At 72.7% G+C, this 20522-nt stretch carries 18 protein-coding genes; all 18 read left to right on the top strand.

Going from position 1 to position 20522, the window contains the following annotated elements; all coding sequences use genetic code 11:
- Positions 1–11: 11 nt before the first annotated feature.
- The 18 genes from mraZ to DNL27_RS07955 all read left to right on the top strand — a co-directional run bounded on the left by mraZ (position 12) and on the right by DNL27_RS07955 (position 20521).
- Positions 12–443: a division/cell wall cluster transcriptional repressor MraZ gene (mraZ, locus tag DNL27_RS08040; protein WP_012398559.1), complete on the top strand. Its 432-nt coding sequence runs from the start codon at positions 12–14 to the stop codon at positions 441–443.
- 448 nt (positions 444–891) lie between these two features.
- Positions 892–1875: a 16S rRNA (cytosine(1402)-N(4))-methyltransferase RsmH gene (gene rsmH, locus DNL27_RS08035; RefSeq protein ID WP_112235223.1), complete on the top strand. Its 984-nt coding sequence runs from the start codon at positions 892–894 to the stop codon at positions 1873–1875.
- Positions 1876–1991: 116 nt separating this feature from the next.
- Positions 1992–2483, top strand: coding sequence for a hypothetical protein (locus DNL27_RS08030; protein WP_239494486.1), 492 nt, complete (start codon positions 1992–1994; stop codon positions 2481–2483).
- 85 nt (positions 2484–2568) lie between these two features.
- A complete protein-coding gene (locus DNL27_RS08025; protein WP_112235221.1) occupies positions 2569–4422 on the top strand; it encodes a penicillin-binding protein 2 in 1854 nt (617 codons plus the stop codon).
- Between the two features lie 121 nt (positions 4423–4543).
- Positions 4544–6184 carry a UDP-N-acetylmuramoyl-L-alanyl-D-glutamate--2,6-diaminopimelate ligase gene (locus tag DNL27_RS08020; RefSeq protein WP_112235220.1) on the top strand — a complete coding sequence of 547 codons (1641 nt, stop codon included), beginning with the start codon at positions 4544–4546 and terminating at the stop codon, positions 6182–6184.
- On the top strand, positions 6181–7659 hold the full coding sequence (murF, locus tag DNL27_RS08015; protein ID WP_112235219.1) for a UDP-N-acetylmuramoyl-tripeptide--D-alanyl-D-alanine ligase: 1479 nt from the start codon (positions 6181–6183) through the stop codon (positions 7657–7659). Before DNL27_RS08020 ends, murF begins: the two co-directional genes overlap by 4 nt.
- A gap of 5 nt (positions 7660–7664) precedes the next feature.
- Complete coding sequence (mraY, locus tag DNL27_RS08010; RefSeq protein WP_112235218.1) at positions 7665–8798, top strand: phospho-N-acetylmuramoyl-pentapeptide-transferase; 1134 nt, start codon at positions 7665–7667, stop codon at positions 8796–8798.
- Positions 8799–8876: 78 nt separating this feature from the next.
- Entirely contained in the window at positions 8877–10418 is a 1542-nt protein-coding gene (murD, locus tag DNL27_RS08005; protein ID WP_200571564.1) for a UDP-N-acetylmuramoyl-L-alanine--D-glutamate ligase, read from the top strand.
- Positions 10418–11779, top strand: coding sequence for a putative lipid II flippase FtsW (ftsW, locus tag DNL27_RS08000; RefSeq protein ID WP_012398551.1), 1362 nt, complete (start codon positions 10418–10420; stop codon positions 11777–11779). The genes murD and ftsW overlap by 1 nt, the downstream gene beginning before the upstream one ends.
- Complete coding sequence (murG, locus tag DNL27_RS07995) at positions 11776–12909, top strand: undecaprenyldiphospho-muramoylpentapeptide beta-N-acetylglucosaminyltransferase (RefSeq protein WP_012398550.1); 1134 nt, start codon at positions 11776–11778, stop codon at positions 12907–12909. Before ftsW ends, murG begins: the two co-directional genes overlap by 4 nt.
- Before the next feature lie 28 nt (positions 12910–12937).
- Positions 12938–14344: a UDP-N-acetylmuramate--L-alanine ligase gene (murC, locus tag DNL27_RS07990; RefSeq protein ID WP_112235217.1), complete on the top strand. Its 1407-nt coding sequence runs from the start codon at positions 12938–12940 to the stop codon at positions 14342–14344.
- Positions 14344–15480 carry a cell division protein FtsQ/DivIB gene (locus DNL27_RS07985; RefSeq protein ID WP_112235216.1) on the top strand — a complete coding sequence of 379 codons (1137 nt, stop codon included), beginning with the start codon at positions 14344–14346 and terminating at the stop codon, positions 15478–15480. Before murC ends, DNL27_RS07985 begins: the two co-directional genes overlap by 1 nt.
- A 237-nt stretch (positions 15481–15717) precedes the next feature.
- On the top strand, positions 15718–16968 hold the full coding sequence (gene ftsZ, locus DNL27_RS07980; RefSeq protein ID WP_112235215.1) for a cell division protein FtsZ: 1251 nt from the start codon (positions 15718–15720) through the stop codon (positions 16966–16968).
- Positions 16969–17145: 177 nt separating this feature from the next.
- The gene (locus DNL27_RS07975; RefSeq protein WP_112235214.1) at positions 17146–17871 is read left to right on the top strand and encodes a polyphenol oxidase family protein; all 726 of its coding nucleotides are present in this window, start codon (positions 17146–17148) and stop codon (positions 17869–17871) included.
- Entirely contained in the window at positions 17868–18761 is an 894-nt protein-coding gene (locus DNL27_RS07970; protein ID WP_239494294.1) for a YggS family pyridoxal phosphate enzyme, read from the top strand. The genes DNL27_RS07975 and DNL27_RS07970 overlap by 4 nt, the downstream gene beginning before the upstream one ends.
- Positions 18762–18826: 65 nt before the next feature.
- Positions 18827–19348, top strand: coding sequence for a cell division protein SepF (locus DNL27_RS07965; RefSeq protein WP_012398544.1), 522 nt, complete (start codon positions 18827–18829; stop codon positions 19346–19348).
- Positions 19349–19351: 3 nt separating this feature from the next.
- On the top strand, positions 19352–19648 hold the full coding sequence (locus tag DNL27_RS07960; protein WP_012398543.1) for a YggT family protein: 297 nt from the start codon (positions 19352–19354) through the stop codon (positions 19646–19648).
- 126 nt (positions 19649–19774) lie between these two features.
- The gene (locus tag DNL27_RS07955; RefSeq protein ID WP_112235213.1) at positions 19775–20521 is read left to right on the top strand and encodes a DivIVA domain-containing protein; all 747 of its coding nucleotides are present in this window, start codon (positions 19775–19777) and stop codon (positions 20519–20521) included.
- The last annotated feature ends 1 nt before the right edge of the window (position 20522 follow it).

Here is a 20522-nt window from a genome sequence, read left to right as displayed (position 1 = left end):
AGGCGGTGGCGATGTTTCTCGGAACATACGAGCCGCGTCTGGACGACAAGGCGAGACTGATCCTTCCGGCGAAGTTCAGGGCTGAACTGGCAGAGGGGCTCGTGCTGACCCGCGGGCAGGAACGCTGCCTATACGTGTTCAGTGCGGAAGAGTTCGCCAGGGTGCACGAGCAGATGCGCTCGGCGCCGCTGTCCTCCAAGCAGGCCCGGGACTACATCCGCGTCTTTCTCTCCGGTGCCTCGGACGAGGTTCCGGACAAGCAGGGCCGCATCACCATCCCGGCATCCCTGCGCTCGTACGCGGGCCTGGACCGGGAACTGGCAGTGATCGGGGCGGGCAGCCGCGCCGAGATCTGGGACGCGGCCGCGTGGCAGCAGTACCTGCAGGAGAAGGAAGCGGCTTTCTCCGAGACCGAGGAGGAGGTCATCCCCGGGCTCTTCTAGGGCCCCGCAGCACGGACCGTCGGTGCTCCCGGCCATGAGATCTCCAGCCGCCCACGTCACCGTCCTGACTCGACTTCCCCCGAGCCAGGCCGGATTCGAGGGGCGAGTGGCGGATGGGGATCTGGTGACCGGGGCACCGTAGGATGGGAGCGCGATCCGGGCCCGCATCGCGGCGGAACGGGACGCACCACCCGCGGCCGCCCACCGGCGGCGGCGCGTCGGCTGCGCACCAGATCGCGCCCCCGCCCACGTGGTACCGGCCCAGGCCCACCCACGCCGGTACAGACCAGACCAGCGCAATCCAGCACCGACCAGTCCAGCACAGTCCAGTTCAGACCAGTCCAGTTCAGACCAGCGCGGCCCGACCCGGACCCGCACCAGGCGCCGTTCGACCAACGGTCCGCCCACCCCCCGCTTGCACGACCCGCGACAGACTCAGGAGCCCGGCATGGAAGAGGCGCCCGCCGAGCAGCGGCACGTTCCCGTGCTGCTGGACCGCTGCCTCGACCTTCTCGCCCCGGCCCTGGACACCGAGGCCCCCGTGGTGCTGGACGCGACCCTGGGCATGGGCGGGCACACGCACGCGATGCTCGAGCGCTTCCCGCACCTGCGCGTGGTGGGCATCGACCGGGACCCCCAGGCTCTCGAGCTCGCCGGGCGGCGGCTGCAGCGCTTCGGCTCCCGTTTCGCGAGCATTCACACCACCTACGACCACATCGCCGATGCCGCGGCTGCGGCGGGCGTCGAGCGCGTGGACGGTGTCCTCTTCGACCTCGGTGTCTCCTCCCTGCAGCTCGACGAGCGCGAGCGCGGCTTCGCCTACTCGTTCGACGCGCCGCTGGACATGCGGATGGACTCCCGCGCCGAGCTCTCCGCATACACCGTGGTCAACGAGTACTCGGAGGCCCGGCTGCGGGACATCATCTTCCGGTGGGGCGAGGACCGTTTCGCGCCGCGCATCGCGCGCGCGATCGTTGCGGCCCGGGCGGACGCCCCGCTGCGCACCACGGCCCAGCTCGTGGATGCTGTGCGCTCGGCGGTCCCGGCGGCCGCGCAGCACAAGAAGGGCCACCCCGCCAAGCAGACCTTTCAGGCGCTGCGGATCGAGGTCAACGAGGAGCTCGACGTGCTGGAGCGCGCGATCCCCGCGGCAGTGGAAACTGTCAGGGTCGGGGGGCGTGTCGTCGCCATGTCCTACCACTCCCTGGAGGACAGAATCGTCAAGCAGGAGTTCGCCCGTGGCGCCCGTTCCACCGCGCCCCGGGGCTTTCCCGTGGAGCTGCCCGAGCACCAGCCGGTGCTGAAGGTCCTCACCAGGGGTGCCGAGCGGGCGGACGAGCAGGAGACCCTCGAGAACCCCCGGGCCGCCTCCGCCCGGCTGCGGGCCGTCGAGCGGCTGCGGGAGACCACGACACCAGGGAGCGCGCGATGAGCAGTGCGGCGAGCACCGGGTCGCCGGCCGCGGAGCCCGGAGACGGCGCACCGCGCCGGCCCCTGTCCGTGGTCCCGCTCCGGGCGGCGCGCCGGAGCAGGGTCTCCACCGTGGTGATGTGCACCCTCGCCCTGGCGGCAGCGCTCGTGGGGATCCTGCTGCTCAACATCCAGATCACGCAGGGCCAGTACGAGCTCACGGAGCTCACGGGCCAGGAGCGCGCTCTGTCCCAGGAGAACGAGGCGCTCACCCAGGACATCGAGGCCGACTCCGCCCCGCAGAACCTCGCGGCCCGCGCCAATGACCTCGGCATGGTGCCCGCCAAGGACGTCGGCAGCGTGGACCTCGCCACCGGCGCGGTGACCCCTCCCGAGAACGCCGCCCAGAAGTCGGATCCGCAGAACATCCTCGTGCCCCCGGCCGAGATGAAGGGCTCCGACGCCGCGCAGAAGAACCGCGCCGCCGCCGAGGAGCGCGCCGAGAAGCGCGCCAAGGAGGAGGCGGAGAAGAAGACCGCCGAGCGGGAAGCGCAGCGCAAGGCGGACGAGGCCCGGGACCTCAACGGCGGCTCGATCCCCGCGCCCTCGCAGCGCGCCCCCGGTCACTGACCCCCTCGGTCCGGGCGTCCGGACCGGATCCAGCACCCACCGGAGGTGGCCGCCCCACGCCGACACCCAGGAATCGAGGAACATCGTGCCAGCATCACCCGCGCGCAGGAACCGCCTGCTCCGGCCCTACACGCGCATGCAGGTGGGGATCGCTGTCCTGCTGGTGCTGCTGCTGCTGGTCATGGGACGGCTGTTCTGGGTGCAGGGCCTGGACCCCGCGGGGCGCGCGGACGCCGCGGCGGCGCAGCGCACCCTGGTGGAGCCGATCCCGGCGGTGCGCGGTGAGATCACCGACACGCGCGGCACGGTGCTCGCCCGGACCCTGCAGCGCTATGACATCACGGTGGACCAGTCCGCGGTCACGGAGGTCGCGGTGCCCCAGAAGGACGGCTCCACCCAGACCGTGACCCCCACCCAGGCGGTGTACAAGATCGCCGACGCGCTGGGCATGAAGGACACCGACGTCAAGAAGGCCCTGGACGGGGACAAGACCTTCAACTACGTGGCGCGCGGTGTCACCCCGGAGCAGTACAACGCCCTGCGCGAGCTGAACCTGCCGTACATCTACGGCCAGCCCACGTTCCAACGCAGCTACCCGGACGGTTCCCTGGGCGGTTCCGTGGTCGGGTTCCTGGGCGGGGACAGCGAGGCCCTGGGGGGGATCGAGCAGACGCAGGACGCCTCGCTGCGCGGCACGGACGGCGAGCGCCGCTTCGAGATCTCCGGGGACGGCGTGCGCATCCCCGTGGCGCCCCAGGAGCAGAAGGCCGCCCAGAACGGCTCGGACGTGAAGCTCTCCCTGGACAGCGACGTCCAGTTCTTCGCGGAGCAGGCGGTGCGCGAGCGCGCCAAGCAGCTCAAGGCCGAGTGGGGCACGGCGGTGGTGCTGGACGTGAAGACCGGCAAGGTGCTCGCGCTCGCGGACACCTCCTCGGTGGATCCGAACGTGCCGGGCAAGGCCAAGGCGGAGGACCTCTCCTCGCGGGCCGTGACGCAGGCGGTCGAGCCCGGGTCCACGGAGAAGATCGCCACGGCCGCCGGGGCCCTGGACCGGGGGCTGGTGAGCCCCGAGACGCAGATCACCGTGCCGCCGTACCTGCAGATCGGTTCGGAGAAGATCACGGACGCGTTCGACCACGGGGCGCAGAACCGCACCGTGGCCGGGATCATCGCGGACTCGATGAACACGGGCACGGTGATCATGGGCTCGAAGATGGACAAGCAGGCGCGTCACGACAACCTCGAGGGCTTCGGAGTGGGCTCGTCCACGGGCATCGAGCTGCCCGGTGAGTCCACGGGGATCCTCACGCCCGCGGACCAGTGGGATGCGCGCCAGGAGTACACGGTGCTGTTCGGCCAGGGCGTGTCCCAGACGCCGCTGCGCACGGCGTCGATCTTCCAGGCGGTCGCGAACAAGGGGCGTCAGATCGAGCCGCGCATCGTGGAGAGCACCACGGCCGCGGACGGCACCGTGAGCACCCCGCAGGCGCCCGAGTCCCGGCAGGTGATCTCCGAGTCCGCTGCGCAGCAGACCCTGGACGTGATGGAGAACGTGGTCACGCAGGGCGGCGCCAAGGAGGCGGCGGTGCCGGGCTACCGCGTGGGCGGCAAGACGGGCACCGCGGAGGCGCCGAGCGAGAAGGGCGGCTACGACGGCTACACCACGTCCTTCGTGGGCGTCGCTCCCATGGAGGACCCGCAGTACCTCGTGGCCGTGACCATGCAGCGGCCCAAGGGCGACGTGCACACGGTGGGCGTGACCTCCACGTTCTCCACGATCATGTCCCAGGTGCTGCACCACTACAACGTGGCGCCCTCCACGACCCAGGGCCCCAAGCTGCCCATGCAGGTCCCGGAGAACCTCAAGAAGGACGTGACGCCGACCAACGCCCTGGACCAGACCTGGCCCCCGCCGGGCCGGGACGAGTCCCAGGGATAAACTTCCGGTGCAGACGCACGGTGCCAGCGGTGCCGCACGGCGCCAGGCAGCAGCAACGACCGGTGGCTCACCGGCCCGGGTGGACGGGGTTCGTCCGCAGACAGGTTCGAAGAGGATTTCTATGGTGGCATCTGGCCCAGAGGGAGCCGACGCGCAGAGCATGCGTCCGTCGCGTCCCGTCCCGCACACGGTGGAGGAGCTCGCGCGCCTGACGGGCGCCCGGGTGCGGGCGGCGTCGTCGGGGCCGGTGGGCGCCGTCACCGGCGTGGTCCTGAACTCGCGCGACGTGCAACCCGGGGACCTCTACGCGGCGCTGCCGGGCACGCAGGTCCACGGTGCGCGCTTCGCGGCCGACGCCGCCGCGGCCGGTGCCGTGGCCGTGCTCACCGATCCGGCCGGGGAGCGGCTGCTCGACGAGGCCGGTGTGTCGCTGCCGGTGCTGGTCAGCGAGCAGCCCCGCTCCTGGGTGGGCCCGGTGGCCGCCGCCGTCTACGACTCGCACCCGGGTGAGGAGGCCGGCCAGGAGCTGTTCGCCGTCACGGGGACCAACGGCAAGACCACCACCACGTACTTCACCACCGCGATCCTGCGGGCGCTCGGGCACACCACCGGGCTGATCGGGACCATCGAGATCCTCGCGGGGGACACCCCGATCCCCTCGCGGCTGACCACGCCCGAGGCACCCCACGTGCACTCGCTGCTCGCGCTCATGCGGGAACGGGGGATCACCGCCACGGCCATGGAGGTCTCCTCCCACGCGCTCGAGTTCCACCGGGTGGACGGCGTGCACTACGGCGTGGCCGGGTTCACCAACCTCACGCAGGACCACCTGGACCTACACGGGTCCATGGAGGAGTACTTCGAGGCCAAGGCGCAGCTGTTCACGCGGCAGCGCACGAGCCGCGCGGTGGTGGTGCTCTCCGACGAGGACCCGTGGAGCGGTGCCATGGCGCGGCGGGCCCGGGAGGAGCTCGGGGACGCGAACGTGACCACGGTGGCCCTGCGGGGCAGCGAGGACGCCGAGCGCGGGAAGGACGCCGCCCAGTGGACCCTGCGCTCGCTCACGCGCCGGGGGATCGGCAGCGCGTTCGTGCTGCGCCACCGGGACGGCCGGGAGCTGCGCGTGCACACCGGGCTGCCCGGGGACTTCAACGTGGCCAACGCGGCCCTGGCCGTGCTCATGGTGCTGGACTCCGGGGTGGAGCTCGAGACCCTGCAACGGGCCCTGGACGAGCACGACCCCCTCACCGCGAGCGTGCCCGGTCGCATGGAGCTCGTGGGCACCCGCCCCACCTCGCTGGTGGACTTCGCCCACAACCCCGACGCCCTGGTGCGCGCGCTGCGCTCGGTGGACCCCGAGGACGGCCGGGTGATCGTGGTCTTCGGCGCCACGGGTCAGCGGGACACCGGCAAGCGGCCCGTGATGGGCCGGGTGGCCGCCGAGGAGGCGGACGTCGTGATCGTCACCGACGACGACCCCCACGCCGAGGACCCCGCACCCATCCGCGAGCAGGTGGCGGCGGGGGCCCGCGAGGCGGTGGCCGCCGGTGCGCGCGCCACGGACGTGCTGGTCATCGCCCCGCGGGCCACGGCCATCCGCACCGCGGTGCGGATGGCGCGGGCCGAGGACTCGGTCATCGTGGCCGGGCGCGGCCACGAGACCGTGCAGGACGTGGCCGGGGTGGACGTGCCCCTGGACGATCGAGTGGAGCTGCGCGAGGCCCTGGCGCAGCTGCACGCCCACACGGAGGAGAGCAAATGATCCCCATCACCGCCGCAGAGCTCGCGCGGGCCGTCTCCGGCCGACTCGTGAGCGTCGCGGACCCGGACGGCGTGAGCGCCACCTCGGTCACCACGGACTCCCGGGAGGTCACGGCGGGCACCCTGTTCGTCGCCAAGCCCGGGGGGACCACCGACGGCCACGCGTTCGTCCCGCAGGCCGCCGCCGCCGGTGCCGTGCTGAACCTCACCGAGCGCGAGGTCCTCGACGACACCGGCGCTCCCTACCCGAGCGTGGTGGTGGCGGACGTGGTGCAGGCCATGGGCGCGCTCGCGAGCCACGTGCTGCAGCGGCTGCGCGCGGCGCACCCCGTGACCGTGGTGGCCGTGACCGGCTCGGTGGGCAAGACCACCACCAAGGACCTGCTGCACGGGATCTTCGCCGCCGAGGGCCCCACGGTGGCCCCGCGCAACTCGTACAACGGCGAGGTGGGCGTGCCGCTCACCGTGTTCACCGCGGAGCAGGACACCGAGTTCTTCGTCGTCGAGATGGGCGCCACGCACATCGGCAACATCCGCTACCTGTGCGAGATGGTGCGCCCGGACGTGGGCGCGGTGCTGTGCGTCGGATCGGCCCACGCGGGCGAGTTCGGCGGCGTGGAGAACATCGCGCGCGCCAAGGGCGAGATGGTCGAGTGCCTCGCGCCGGAGGGCACCGCGGTGCTCAACGACGACGACGCCCGCGTGCGTCCCATGCGCGAGCGCACCCCGGCGCGCGTCGTCTCCTTCGGGCAGGGTGGCCGACCCCACGACCCCGGCCACGAGGACCCACGGGTGTGGGCCGAGGACGTCACCACCGGGGCGGACGGCTGCCCGTCCTTCACCCTGCACTTCCCGGACGGCTCCGCGTTCCCCGTGCACTCGCGGCTGATCGGCGTGCACCACGTGACCAACCTGCTGGCCGCGGCCTCCGTGGCGTGGGCTGCGGGCGTGGCGCCGGAGCGGATCGCCGCGGGGCTCGAGGGCACCGGCGCCCGCTCACGGTGGCGCATGGAGCGCACCGAGCGCCCGGACGGCGTCACCGTGGTCAACGACGCCTACAACGCCAACCCCCAGTCCATGAAGGCCGCCCTGCAGACCCTCGCCCAGCTGGGCCGCGGGGACGCCGAGCACCCGCCCCGGCGCACCATCGCCGTGATCGGGGGGATGCACGAGCTGGGCGACGAGACGATCTCCGCCCACGCGGACCTCGGCCAGCTGCTGGTGCGGCTGAACATCTCCCACGTGGTGGCCGTGGGCGACCTTGCCCGCCCGGTGTACACCGCGGCCACCCTGGAGGGCTCCTGGGGCGAGGAGGCCCTCTGGGTCCCGGACGCCGAAGCCGCCGAGGAGCACCTGCGCGCGGTGCTGCGCCCCGGGGACATCGTGCTGCTGAAGTCCTCCAACGCCGCCGGTCTCAACCACCTGGGCGACCGCATCGCCCGCGACGGCGCCGACTCGAACGACAGGAAGGGCTGAGCCCCATGATTCAACTGCTCATGGCAGCGGGGCTCGGTCTCGTGTTCTCGATCTTCGGGACCCCCGCGCTCATCAAGGTCCTGGCCCGCCACGGCTACGGCCAGTACATCCGCGACGACGGCCCCACCTCCCACCAGACCAAGCGGGGCACGCCCACGATGGGCGGGGTGGCCATCCTGCTCTCGGTGGTCGCCGCCTACCTGGTGACCCACCTGATCAGCGTGCTCGCGTGGCCCGAGAACGGGGGGATCACCCTCTCCGGGCTGCTGGCCCTCGGGCTCATGCTCGGCATGGGGCTGGTGGGCTTCCTGGACGACTACAAGAAGATCTCCAAGAAGCAGAACCTCGGGCTCACCGCCGCCGGGAAGATGGTGCTGCAGGGCGCTATCGGCAGCGCCTTCGCCGTGCTCGTGCTGTTCTTCCCGGACGCCGCCGGCAACACCCCGGCCTCGACCGCCATCTCCTGGACCCGGGACACCGGCGTGGACCTCGCGTTCGCCGGGCCCGTGGTGGGCCTGATCCTGTTCGTGGTGTGGGTGAACCTGATCGCCACGGGCACCACCAACGCCGTGAACCTCACCGACGGGCTGGACGGGCTCGCCACCGGGGCCTCGATCCTGGTGTTCAGCGGCTACATGCTGATCACCCTGTGGCAGGCCGGGCACCTGTGCGCGAACGCCGCCCAGGCCGCGTGCTACGCGGTACGGGACCCCATGGACCTCTCGATCGTCGCGGCCGCCCTGGTGGGCGCGCTCATCGGGTTCCTGTGGTGGAACACGTCGCCCGCCAAGATCTTCATGGGGGACACCGGCTCGCTGGGGCTCGGCGGCGCGCTCGCCGCGTTCGCCGTGCTCTCCCGCACCGAGCTGCTGCTCGTGCTGATCGCCGGGCTGTTCGTGGTGATCACCATGTCCGTGATCCTGCAGGTGGGCTACTTCAAGCTCTCCCACGGCAAGCGCATCTTCAAGATGGCGCCCCTGCAGCACCACTTCGAGCTCAAGGGCTGGCAGGAGGTCACCATCGTGGTGCGCTTCTGGGTGATCGCCGGGCTCTTCGTGGCCGCGGCGCTCGGTGTGTTCTACGGGGACTGGCTGCTGCACAACGGCGGCGCGTTCCCCGGGGCCGAGGCCCTGCACTGACACCGTCGTCCGGAGCCCGGACACCACCCCTGAACCCGCCACCCGCACGTTCCCCACGAGGATGAGGCAGCACCGGTCATGATGCACGCGAGCAACGACAACCCGATTCTGGACACCCCCCGGCTCGCCGGACTCACCAGCTGGGACGCCCCCTGGGCCGGCCTGCGCGTGGTCGTGGCGGGCATCGGGGTCTCCGGCTTCGCCGCCGCGGACACCCTGATCGAGCTCGGGGCGAAGGTCACGGTGGTGGACGCGGGGGACACCGAGCGCAACCGGCAGAGCGCGGACACCCTGAAGATCGTGGGCGCGAGCGACGTCGTGCTGGGACCGGACGCGATGGCCGCCGTTCCCGACGTCGCCGGGCAGCGCCCCGAGCTCGTGGTCACGTCACCGGGCATCCGGCCCACGAGCCCCCTGCTCACTGCCGCGCGCGAGGAGGGCATCCAGATCTGGGGGGACGTGGAGCTCGCGTGGCGCGTGAACCGCCGGGAGGGCCGCAAGAGCCCCGAGTGGCTGTGCATCACCGGGACCAACGGCAAGACCACCACGGTGGGGATGACCGCCTCGATCCTGCAGGCCGCGGGGCTCAAGGCCGTAGCGGTGGGCAACGTGGGCACCCCCATCCTGGACGCCCTGCGCGACCCCGTGGAGTACGACGTCCTGGCCGTGGAGCTCTCGAGCTTCCAGCTGCACTGGATGCACTCGATCTCCCCGCTGGCCTCGGCGGTGCTCAACGTGGCCGAGGACCACGTGGACTGGCACGGCAGCTACGAGAACTACCGCGCGGACAAGTCCCGCGTGTACGAGAACACCCGAGTGGCGTGCGTGTACAACGCGGACCAGCCCGGTGCGGAGGAGCTCGTGGAGGCGGCGGACGTGGTCGAGGGCTGCCGCGCCGTGGGCTTCACCACCCAGCACCCGGGACTGTCCATGGTGGGGGTCGTGGAGGACCTGCTCGTGGACCGGGCGTTCGTGGCGGACCGGGCGAGGACCGCCGCGGAGCTGGGATCGGTCTCGGACACGGGACCCATCCCCACCCGCCACGGCGTGGCCAACGCCCTGGCCGCCGCCGCGCTGGCCCGGGCCGCGGGCGTGGAGCCGGAGGCCGTGCGCGACGGACTGCGCGCGCACCACCCCGGGGACCACCGCATCCAGCTCGTGGCCGAGACCGACGGGGTGCGCTGGATCAACGACTCCAAGGCCACCAACCCCCACGCCGCCGAGGCCTCGCTGTCGGCGTTCGACCCCGTGGTGTGGATCGCGGGCGGGCTCTCCAAGGGGGTCACCTACGACGAGCTGGTGGCGCGCCACGCGCAGCGGCTCAGGGCGGTGGTGGTGATCGGCACGGACGACGCCGCCCTGCTCGACGCGCTCGCGCGCCTGGCCCCGGACGTGCCCGTGCTGCACGCGACCCCCGGGGCGGGGCCCGACTCCGCGGCCGGGGACCCCGCCGACGGCCAGGAGGCGATGCGCCGCGCCGTGCGGCTCGCGCACGAGCACGCCGCTGCCCAGGACACCGTGCTCATGGCACCGGCCGCCGCGTCCATGGACCAGTTCTCCGACTACGCCGAGCGCGGCCACGCGTTCATCCGCAGCGTGCACGAGGAGCTGGGGATCTGATGGCCACGCGCACCCAGGGGCGCGCCGCTACGCCGGAGACCCCCGAGAACGCCGCGTCCCCCGCGGGCACCGCCCTGAGCACCCGGCTGCGGGGGCTGTGGCGCCAGCTCACGGACGGGCCGCTGTTCCACTCCTACTACGCGCTGGCCGGTTCGGTGATCCTGCTCACCGGCATCGGCGTGATGATGGTGCTCTCCGCCTCCGCGGTGGAGTCCATCTCCGACTCCCGCTCCGCGTACTCCCTGTTCGGCAAGCAGGTGATGTTCGCGGTGCTGGGGCTGCTGGCCATGTTCGGGCTCTCCCTCGTGCCCACCCAGGTCTTCCGCCGGGCCGCCTGGCCGCTGTGGGGGCTCAGCGTGCTGCTCTCCGCCCTCGTGTTCACCCCGCTGGGCCGCGAGGTCAACGGCAACCGCAACTGGCTCGTAGTCGGGGGGCAGTCCGTGCAGCCCTCGGAGCTCGCCAAGCTCGCGCTGAGCCTGTGGCTCGCCGCGATGTTCGCGAAGCAGGGCCGCGAGGTGGAGACGGACTGGAAGAAGGCGCTGTGGCCCTCGCTCGGTGGCTTCCTGCTGCCCACCGCCATGGTGCTGGCCGGCGGGGACGCCGGCACCGCCATCGTCTTCTGCCTGATCTACGCCGCCGCCCTGTGGTTCGTGCACGCACCGCTGAAGATCTTCGCGGCCGGCGGTGTGCTGGCCGTGGGCGGCGGACTCGTGCTGATCGCCATCGCCCCGCACCGCCTGGACCGCATCACCGGCTGGCTGTTCGGGGACTGCGGCGCCACCGACGCGTGCTGGCAGGCCCAGCAGGGGCTCAACGCGCTGGCCACCGGCGGCTGGTGGGGTGTGGGGCTGGGCCAGTCACGGCTCAAGTACAACTACGTTCCCGAGGCGCACAACGACTACATCTTCTCGATCATCGGGGAGGAGCTCGGGCTGGTGGGCACCGCCATGATCCTGGTGCTGTTCATCGTGGTGGTCGTGGCCATGGCCCGGATCCTCACGCGCACCCGCAGCACGTTCGTGCGCATCACCACCGCGTGCATCACCACGTGGATCGTGGGCCAGGCGTTCGTGAACCTGGGCATGGTCACGGGTCTGCTGCCCGTGATCGGCATCCCCCTGCCGTTCATCAGCTACGGTGGATCCGCGCTGCTCATGACCATGGCGGCCGTGGGCGTAGTGATGTCCTTCGCCCGCGTGCCCCGCACCGTGCGGGTGCGCTCGACGGGCCCCGGCACCGCCGCGAACCAGATCCTGGACGCCCAGGAGGCCCGCGAGCAGGGTCTCGACGACGGCTCCCGCGGTGCGCGCACCCCGTGGCGTGAGCGCCTCACGAGTCGATCAGGAAGGGGACGCCGATGACGTCCGAACACGGTCCGGCACAGAGCCCCCAGCGCGCGGGCTCCGCGCGCGTGGTGCTCGCCGGCGGCGGCACCGCCGGGCACATCAGCCCCCTGCTGGCCATCGCCCGCGCCATCCAGGAGGCCCGGGCGGACGTGAGCGTGTGCGCCGTGGGCACGGCCTCGGGCATGGAGACCCGGCTCGTGCCGGCAGCGGGCGTGCCGCTCGAGCTGATCGAGCGCGTGCCGCTGCCCCGGAGGCCATCCGTGGACCTCGTGCGCCTGCCGCGCCGCATGGCCACCGCTGTGCACCAGGCCGGACGGATCCTGGACTCCCAGCAGGCCACCGTGGTGGTGGGCGTGGGCGGCTACGTGTGCACGCCCGTGTACCTCGCGGCCGCGCGGCGTCGGATCCCCGTGGTGATCCACGAGGCCAACGCCCGGCCCGGGATCGCCAACCGGGTGGGCGCGCGCTTCGCGTCCGTGGTGGCCACCGCGTTCCCGGACACCCCGCTGCGCGGGGCCCGCGTGGTGGGGATGCCCATGCGGGAGGAGATCGCCACCCTGGACCGCGCCGCGCACCGGGCACGGGCGCGGCTGGCCCTGGGACTGCAACCGGACCTGCCCACCGTGGTGGTCACGGGCGGCTCCTCCGGGGCCCAGTCCATGAACCGTACCGTGGCCGCGGTCGCCTCCGAGATCGGTGGCCGGGGCTACCAGGTGCTGCACGTGACCGGGCGGACCAAAGAGGTCCGCACCCCGGACGGCGAGCTGCTGCGGGCCGAGAACTACGTGCAGACCGAGTTCGTGGACGGCATGGAGACCGTGTACGCGGCCGCGGACCTGCTGGTCGCGCGCGCCGGCGCCGCCACGGTGTGCGAGGTCGCTGCCGTGGGACTGCCCGCCGTGTTCGTCCCGCTGCCCATCGGCAACGGGGAGCAGGCCCTCAACGCGCGCTCCCTCGTGGCTGCCGGGGGAGCGCAGCTCGTCACCGACGCCCAGTTCACCCCCCAGTTCTACCGGGACACCGTGGCACCGCTCGTCACCGACACCGCCCGCCTGGACCGCATGGCCCGGGCCTCGGCGGCCCACGGCGTGCGCGACGCCGCCCAGGTGATGGCCCGCCTGACCCTCGACGCCGCCCGCGCCTGACCCCCACCCCCTTCCCCAGGAGACCACCGTGAACAGCCAGCAACCGCTCGACCCCCACGCCCTGGGCCGCGTGCACCTCATCGGCATGGGCGGGGCGGGGATGTCCGCTGTGGCCCGGCTCCTGCTCGCGCGCGGGGTGCCCGTGAGCGGCTCGGACGCGAAGGACTCCGCGGGGCTGCGGGACCTCGAGTCGCTCGGGGCCACGGTGTTCGTGGGCCAGGACGCCGCCCACGTGGCCGGTGCCTCCACGGTGGTGGTCTCCACCGCCATCCGGGAGCAGAACCCGGAGCTGGCCGCCGCGCGCGGGGCCGGGCTGCGCGTGCTGCACCGCTCGCAGGCGCTCGCGGCCGCGATGCACGGGCGCCGCGTGATCGCCGTGGCGGGCACGCACGGCAAGACCACCACCAGCTCCATGACCGCCGTGGCCCTGCGCGCCGCGGGGCTGCGGCCTTCGTGGGCCATCGGCGCCCACGTGGCGGACCTCGGGGCGAACGCGGGCTTCGACGCCGGCGAGTGGTTCGTGGCCGAGGCCGACGAGTCGGACGGCTCGTTCATGGCCTACCACCCCGAGGTGGCCGTGGTCACCAACGTGGAGCCGGACCACCTGGATCACTACGGCAGCGCGGAGGCGTTCCACCGGGCCTTCGACGAGTTCTCCGACACCATCCGGGAGGGCGGCACCCTGGTGGCGTGCGCGGACGATCCCGGCGCGGCCCGGCTGGCCGAGCGGCGTCGTGCCCGCGGCGGTGCGGTGCTCAGCTACGGCACGGACCCGGGGGCGGACGTGGTGCTCTCCGAGCTGACCCCCCACGGCACCGGCACCACGTGCCGGATCGGCTTCCCCGTGCCCGGCGGGCGGCGGGAGGCCCTGCTGGAGCTGGCCGTGCCCGGGGCCCACAACGCCGCCGACGCCGCGGCGGCCTTCGCCGCGGGGTGCGCCGCGGGAGCGGACCCGGAGCAGCTGCTCGCGGGGCTCGCGGACTTCCACGGCTCCGCGCGGCGCTTCGACCTCAAGGGCGAGCAGGGCGGGGTGCGCGTCTTCGACGACTACGCCCACCACCCCACCGAGGTGGCCGCCGCGCTCGGTGCCGCCCGGGACGTGGCCGGCGGGCGCCGGGTGCTCGCGATCTTCCAGCCGCACCTGTACTCCCGCACGCGCGAGTTCGCCGAGGCGTTCTGCCGCGCCCTGGAGCTCGCGGATCTCGCGTGCGTCACGGACGTCTTCGGGGCCCGGGAGCAGCCCGAGCCCGGGATCACCGGGGCCACGATCACCGGCCACGCGCGCAACGGGCGCGTGGTCTCCACGCCGGCCACCCGGGAGGCGGTCGAGGCCGTGGTGGCGCGCGCCGAACCCGGTGACGTGGTGATGACCGTGGGCGCCGGGGACGTCACGACCCTCGGCCCGCAGGTGCTCGCGGCCCTGGCGCGGCACTGATGGCACGCTCGACACCCCCGCACCAGCCGCCGGCGGACGGACGCGGCACCCCCGCGGGGGACGACGACGCCGCCCGCGCGCCTCTCGGGGATTCCGCCGCCTCCGGGGAGGGGGCCGGGCTCCGTGCTGGCTCCACGGCGTACGGCTCGTCCGTACCGGGCGCCGAACGGGGCGGTCCGGGCGGTCGCCTTCCCGAGGACGTGCGGGGCGCCGAGGACAGGGGCGGGTCCGAGACCCCGCGCGTGCACGTCAACGACGGCTCCAAGGTCTCGCGCGTGGACCCGGGTCAGCTCGAGGCCGTGCCCGAGGCCGGGGGACGCTTCTCGAGCTGGCGAGCCCGACGCCGCGCAGCGCGGGCCGAGGACGCCGCGGCCGCGGACGGCGCGGGCCAGGCGGGTCCCGAGCCGGGGGAGGGCGGCTCCACGGTGCTGCAGTTCCCGCCCAGCCCGCACCGCACGCGTCGCCGCCGGCGCCTGCTGACGCTGCTCGTGTCCCTGCTGGTGCTGCTCGCGCTCGCGGTCGCGGTGTTCTTCTCCCCGCTGTTTGCCACCCGCACGATCGATGTGCAGGGAGCCCGGCTCACGGACCCCCAGCGCGTGCAGGACGCACTGTCCGGGTACCAGGGCGTGCCCATGACCCGGATCTCCGCGCAGGACGTCAGGGACTCCGTGGGCGACGTGCCCCAGGTGAAGTCCGTGGACGTGGCCTTCCGGCCGCCCCACACGATCTCCGTGCACCTGCACGAGCGCGTGGGGGTCGCGGTGGTCAAGGACGGCGCCAACCTGGTGCTGGTGGACTCCGAGGGCAAGCCGCTGGACACGGTGCCCGCCGAGCGCCGCCCGGACGTCCCCCTGGTCGACGGCGGCCGCGACGTGCTGAGCACCCAGAAGTTCCAGGACATCTCGGACGTCCTTGCGGCCCTGCCCGCGGACGTGCTGGCCCGCCTCGACAGCGCCGCGGCGCCGTCGGGCTCCGCCGTGGAGCTGACCCTGAAGGACGGCAAGAAGGTCGTGTGGGGGGACGCCCGCGACAGCGAGGTGAAGTCCCAGGTGGTGGCCGCGCTCGTCAACTCCCGCACGGTGGACGGGGCCACGGAGATCGACGTGTCGGCCCCCGGCCACCCCGTGGTGAAGTAGCGCCGGTGAGTCGCAGAAGATTCTAGTGAATCTTTAAACCTGCGGCTGACCTGGGCGGATGTGGCACACGCCGGTAACACGTGGGAATATGATAGGGACAACGCGTCGGGGCTTGTTATCCTTGGGCGCAGCGCAAGTGCATCCCCCGGCGGACCGCATTTCACCCAAGTTTCACGTAAGACTCAAGACTTTTCCCGACAGATACCATCCCCGCAAGCCCACGCGAGTTAGGTGCATATGGACTCCTCAACCCCCCAGAACTACTTGGCCGTCATCAAGGTGGTCGGCATCGGCGGCGGCGGTGTCAACGCCGTGAACCGCATGATCGAGGAAGGCCTGCGCGGCGTCGAGTTCATTGCCATCAACACGGACGCCCAGGCGCTGCTGATGTCCGACGCGGACGTCAAGCTCGACGTCGGCCGCGAGCTGACCCGCGGCCTCGGTGCCGGGGCCAACCCGGACGTGGGGCGCCAGGCCGCCGAGGACCACGAGGAGGAGATCCAGGAGGTGCTCAAGGGCGCCGACATGGTCTTCGTGACCGCCGGCGAGGGCGGCGGCACCGGCACGGGCGGCGCTCCCGTGGTGGCGCGCATCGCCCGGTCCCTGGGTGCGCTGACCATCGGCGTGGTCACCCGTCCGTTCACCTTCGAGGGCCGCCGCCGCTCCAACCAGGCGGAGAACGGCATCGAGACCCTGCGGGACGAGGTGGACACGCTCATCGTGATCCCCAACGACCGCCTGCTATCCATCTCGGACCGCAACGTCTCCATGCTGGACGCGTTCAAGTCCGCGGACCAGGTGCTGCTCTCGGGCGTCTCCGGCATCACCGACCTGATCACCACCCCCGGCCTGATCAACCTGGACTTCGCGGACGTCAAGTCCGTGATGCAGGGCGCGGGCTCCGCGCTCATGGGCATCGGCTCCGCGCAGGGCGAGGACCGCGCCGTGAAGGCGGCGGAGCTCGCGATCGCCTCGCCGCTGCTGGAGGCGTCCATCGACGGCGCCCACGGCGTGCTGCTCTCCATCCAGGGCGGCTCGGACCTCGGGCTGTTCGAGATCAACGAGGCCGCCCGCCTGGTCCAGGAGGTGGCCCACCCGGAGGCGAACATCATCTTCGGTGCCGTGATCGACGACGCCCTGGGCGACCAGGCGCGCGTGACCGTGATCGCCGCCGGCTTCGACTCCGTGTCCCAGGAGACCAACGCGAACAACTCCTCGCCGGCGCAGCGCCAGGCGGAGAGCACCCGTGCCGCGTTCGGCGGGGACGCCTCCCGTCCGTCCGGGCTGGGCCGTTCGCCCCAGCGCGGCGGCAACTCCTACGGCGCTCCGGCCGCAGGCTTCGCCTCGCGCCAGGGCCAGGGCCAGGACGACGACATCCCCGACGACGCCGGGTTCGACGTGGACCTGCCCGCCGAGGCGGACGCGCCGTCCTCTTCGAACACCTCCGCGCGCAAGGACTCCCTGGACTTCCCGGACTTCCTGAAGTGACGCGGCGGGTGCCGAGCACCCGCATCCCACCGCGGACCGGACCGGTCCCGGCGGCCACCCGCGAGGTGGTCCCCGGGGCGTGACCCGGATCCGCCCGAGCAACGGGGTGACCGCCCGAGTGGTGGTCACCCCGTTGACGTTCCCGCCCGCGGGCGGACCGATCCAGAGGAGGACCCGATGTGGTTCCGCACCGAGCACGACGCCGTGGGCGTCGCCTTCACGAGCGTCGCGGAGGGGAACCTGGCCGCCCACACGGGTGACGAGCCCGCCGAGGTGGCGCGGCGGCGTCGTGACCTGGAACGGGTGCTGGGATCGGGACCGGTGCGCTACGTGCGGCAGGTGCACGGCACCGAGGTCGTGGACGTCACCGCCACGGACGTCCCGGACACCGCACCCGAGGCGGACGCGGCGGTGAGCACGGACGGCACCCCGCTGGGGATCCTCACCGCGGACTGCCTGCCCGTGGTGCTCGTGGGGCGCGGCGAGGGCGGCCCGGCACCGCTGCTCGGGGTGGCCCACGCCGGGCGCCGCGGTCTGCTGGACGGTGTGCTGCAGAACGCCGTGCACGCCCTGCGCGAGCGGGGGGCGCGGGAGGTCACCGCGTGGATCGGGCCCGCCGTGTGCGGGTCCTGCTACGAGGTGCCCGAGGCCATGGCGCAGGATGCCGAGCGGTCCCTGGCGGGCATCGCCACCACCACCTCGTGGGGCACCCCGGGGCTGGACCTGCCCGTGGCCGCGCGGGCGGTCCTTGAGGCGCACGGCGTGTGGATCGACCCGGCGTGCGACGACCGCCGGGCGTGGTGCACGCTCGAGCACCCGGACCTCTTCTCGTACCGCCGGGGCGCCACCCCGGGACGCATCGCGGGCCTCGTGTGGCCCCTGGCCAGGAAGGAGCACGCGTGAGCGAGCACCACGACCCCGACGCCGTGAACCACGAGCCCGGATCCCCCGGGAACGACGTCCGGGGGAACGATGTCCACGAGGGGGGCCCTGCCGAGAGCGGTGCACGGCGCACCGCCGAGCTGGCCCAGCGGCTGTCCGCCGTGCGGCGCCGGATCCTGGACGCGGCGGCCCAGCGCCCCGAGGACCGCTCCCACGGCGGTGAGCTGCCCTCTCTCGTGGTGGTCACCAAGTTCTTCCCCGCGCAGGACGTCCTGCGGCTGCGCGAGCTGGGCGTGCGCGCCGTGGGGGAGAACAAGGACCAGGAGGCGGGGCCCAAGGCCGCGGAGGTGGCCGAGGAACTGGTCCTGCGCGAGCCGTCCGTGACCCCGCCCGTGTGGCACTTCGTGGGCCAGCTGCAGTCCAACAAGGCCAAGCACGTGGTGCGCTACGCCTCCTGGGTGCACTCCGTGGACCGCCCCTCGCTCGTGACCGCGCTCGGGAAGGCGGTCCGCAACCACCGGGACGCGGTCGCCGCGGGGGACGCCGCACCCGGTCCGTGCGCCACCCGGGACCTCACGTGCCTCGTGCAGGTGGACGTGGACCCGCACGCCGCCGAGCAGGGCGGCCGCGGGGGAGCCCACCCGGACGCCGTCGCCGAGCTCGCGGACGCGATCGCGGGCACCGAGGGCCTCTCCCTGGGCGGTGTGATGACCGTGGCACCGCTCGGGGCCCGCCCCGAGGAGGCCTTCGAACGGCTCTGGGAGATCTCCCAGCGGCTGCAGCGCCGGCACCCGGACGCGCGTGCCGTCTCGGCCGGGATGAGCGGTGACCTGGAGGCCGCCGTGGGGGCCGGTGCCACGCACGTGCGCATCGGCTCCGATGTCCTCGGGGCCCGCCCCGCGGTGCGGTAGCGTTGTGCCGGACGACATGCGGGCCGATGCACGTCGCCCCCCGCTGAAGGAATCGAGGAGAGAATATGGCCGGAGCGCTGCGTCGCACCATGGTGTATCTCGGGCTGGCCGAGAGCGACGACGAGTACATCTCCGATGAAACCCCCCGCCCTCGGGACACCCCCCAGAGCGCCGGCGGCTCCTCCGCCGCCGTGAGCGAGAGCGGCAGCACCTCCGTGGCGCGCCGTTCCCCCGAGTACAGAGCCCCCGTGACCCCCATCAAGCGGGCTCCCAGTTCCCGAGAGGACGAGAACGAATTGCGCACCATCACCACCGTGCATCCCCGGTCCTACAACGACGCCAAGTCGATCGGGGAGGCCTTCCGGGACGGGACCCCCGTGATCATGAACGTCTCCGACATGGGCGAGGCCGAGGCCAAGCGGCTCGTGGACTTCGCCGCCGGCCTCGTGTTCGCCCTGCACGGTTCCATCGAGCGCGTCACCGCCAAGGTGTTCCTGCTGACCCCGTCCTTCGTGGAGGTCCGGGACCAGGGCCACAGCGACGACATCGACGAGGAGCCCGCGTCCCTCGAACAGGTCGAGGGCTGACCCGTGCACCTCGCGCTGTCGATCGTCTACCTGGTGGTCCACGTCCTGTACATCGCCCTGCTGGGGCGGCTCGTGCTGGACTGGGTCCAGATGTTCGCGCGCGGGTGGCGGCCCCGGGGCGTGGCCCTGGTGGCGGCGTCCACGATCTACTCGCTGACCGATCCCCCCATGAACGCCCTGCGCCGGCTCGTGCCGCCGCTGCGCTTCGGCGGGGTGGCACTGGATCTGGGCTTCCTGATCCTGGTGTTCGTCATCAGCATCCTGCAGTCTCTCGTGGCCGGTCTGCTGCTGCGGGTGTGACTATCATCGGGGCCGGGGCACGGTTGTATATCCTGGGTCCGAATCCCTCCGCCGGTCGAGGGGCGCCTGAACGGGCCCGGACGCGCCGAGCGGTTCCAAGTCCAACACGAGGAGCGAGAAGATCTCATGGCTTTGACAGCAGAAGACGTCATCAACAAGCGGTTCCAGCCCACCAAGTTCCGTGAGGGCTACGACCAGGACGAGGTCGACGACTTCCTCGACGAGGTGGTCGTGGAGCTGCGTCGGCTGAACCAGGAGAACGAGACCCTGCGCAAGCAGGTGGAGACCCTCGGCGGGCAGCCCGAGACCGCGTCCGCCGACGAGACCGGCCACGCCGCCGGCGCCACCACGGTCGCCGCCTCCCAGTCCACCGCGCACGATGACGCCGCCTCGGTCTCCGAGCCCGTTGCCGCTCCCGCCGAGGAGACCACCCCGGTGGAGACCACGAGCGCGGCCCCGAGCGCCGCCCCCGCCCCGGCGACGTCGCCCACCGGCACCGCGGCGTCGGACCCCGCCACGGCCGAGTCCTCGCAGTCCGCCGCAGCGGTGCTCGCCATGGCCCAGAAGCTGCACGACGACTACGTCTCGCAGGGCCAGGCCGAGCGTGAGCGGCTGATCACCGAGGGCCGCACCCAGGCCGACCACCTCGTGGCCGAGGGCAAGCGCACCAAGGAGCAGACTCTGTCGGCGCTCGAGACCGAGAAGGTGGACCTCGAGGCGGCCGTCGCGCAGCTGCGCACCTTCGAGGCCGACTACCGCAGCAACCTCAAGAGCTTCCTCAACGGGCAGCTGCGGGACCTGGACAACACCGGTTCGCTCGCGCCCACGGACGCCTCCAAGGCCGTGACCGGCAAGCGCACGGGCACCAAGTAAG

This window comes from Kocuria sp. BT304 (genome assembly GCF_003290245.1).
GTDB classification, from domain to species: Bacteria; Actinomycetota; Actinomycetes; order Actinomycetales; family Micrococcaceae; genus Kocuria; species Kocuria rhizophila_A.
Note: the sequence above shows the minus strand (reverse complement) of the source record. Positions and strands in the feature narration are given on the sequence as shown.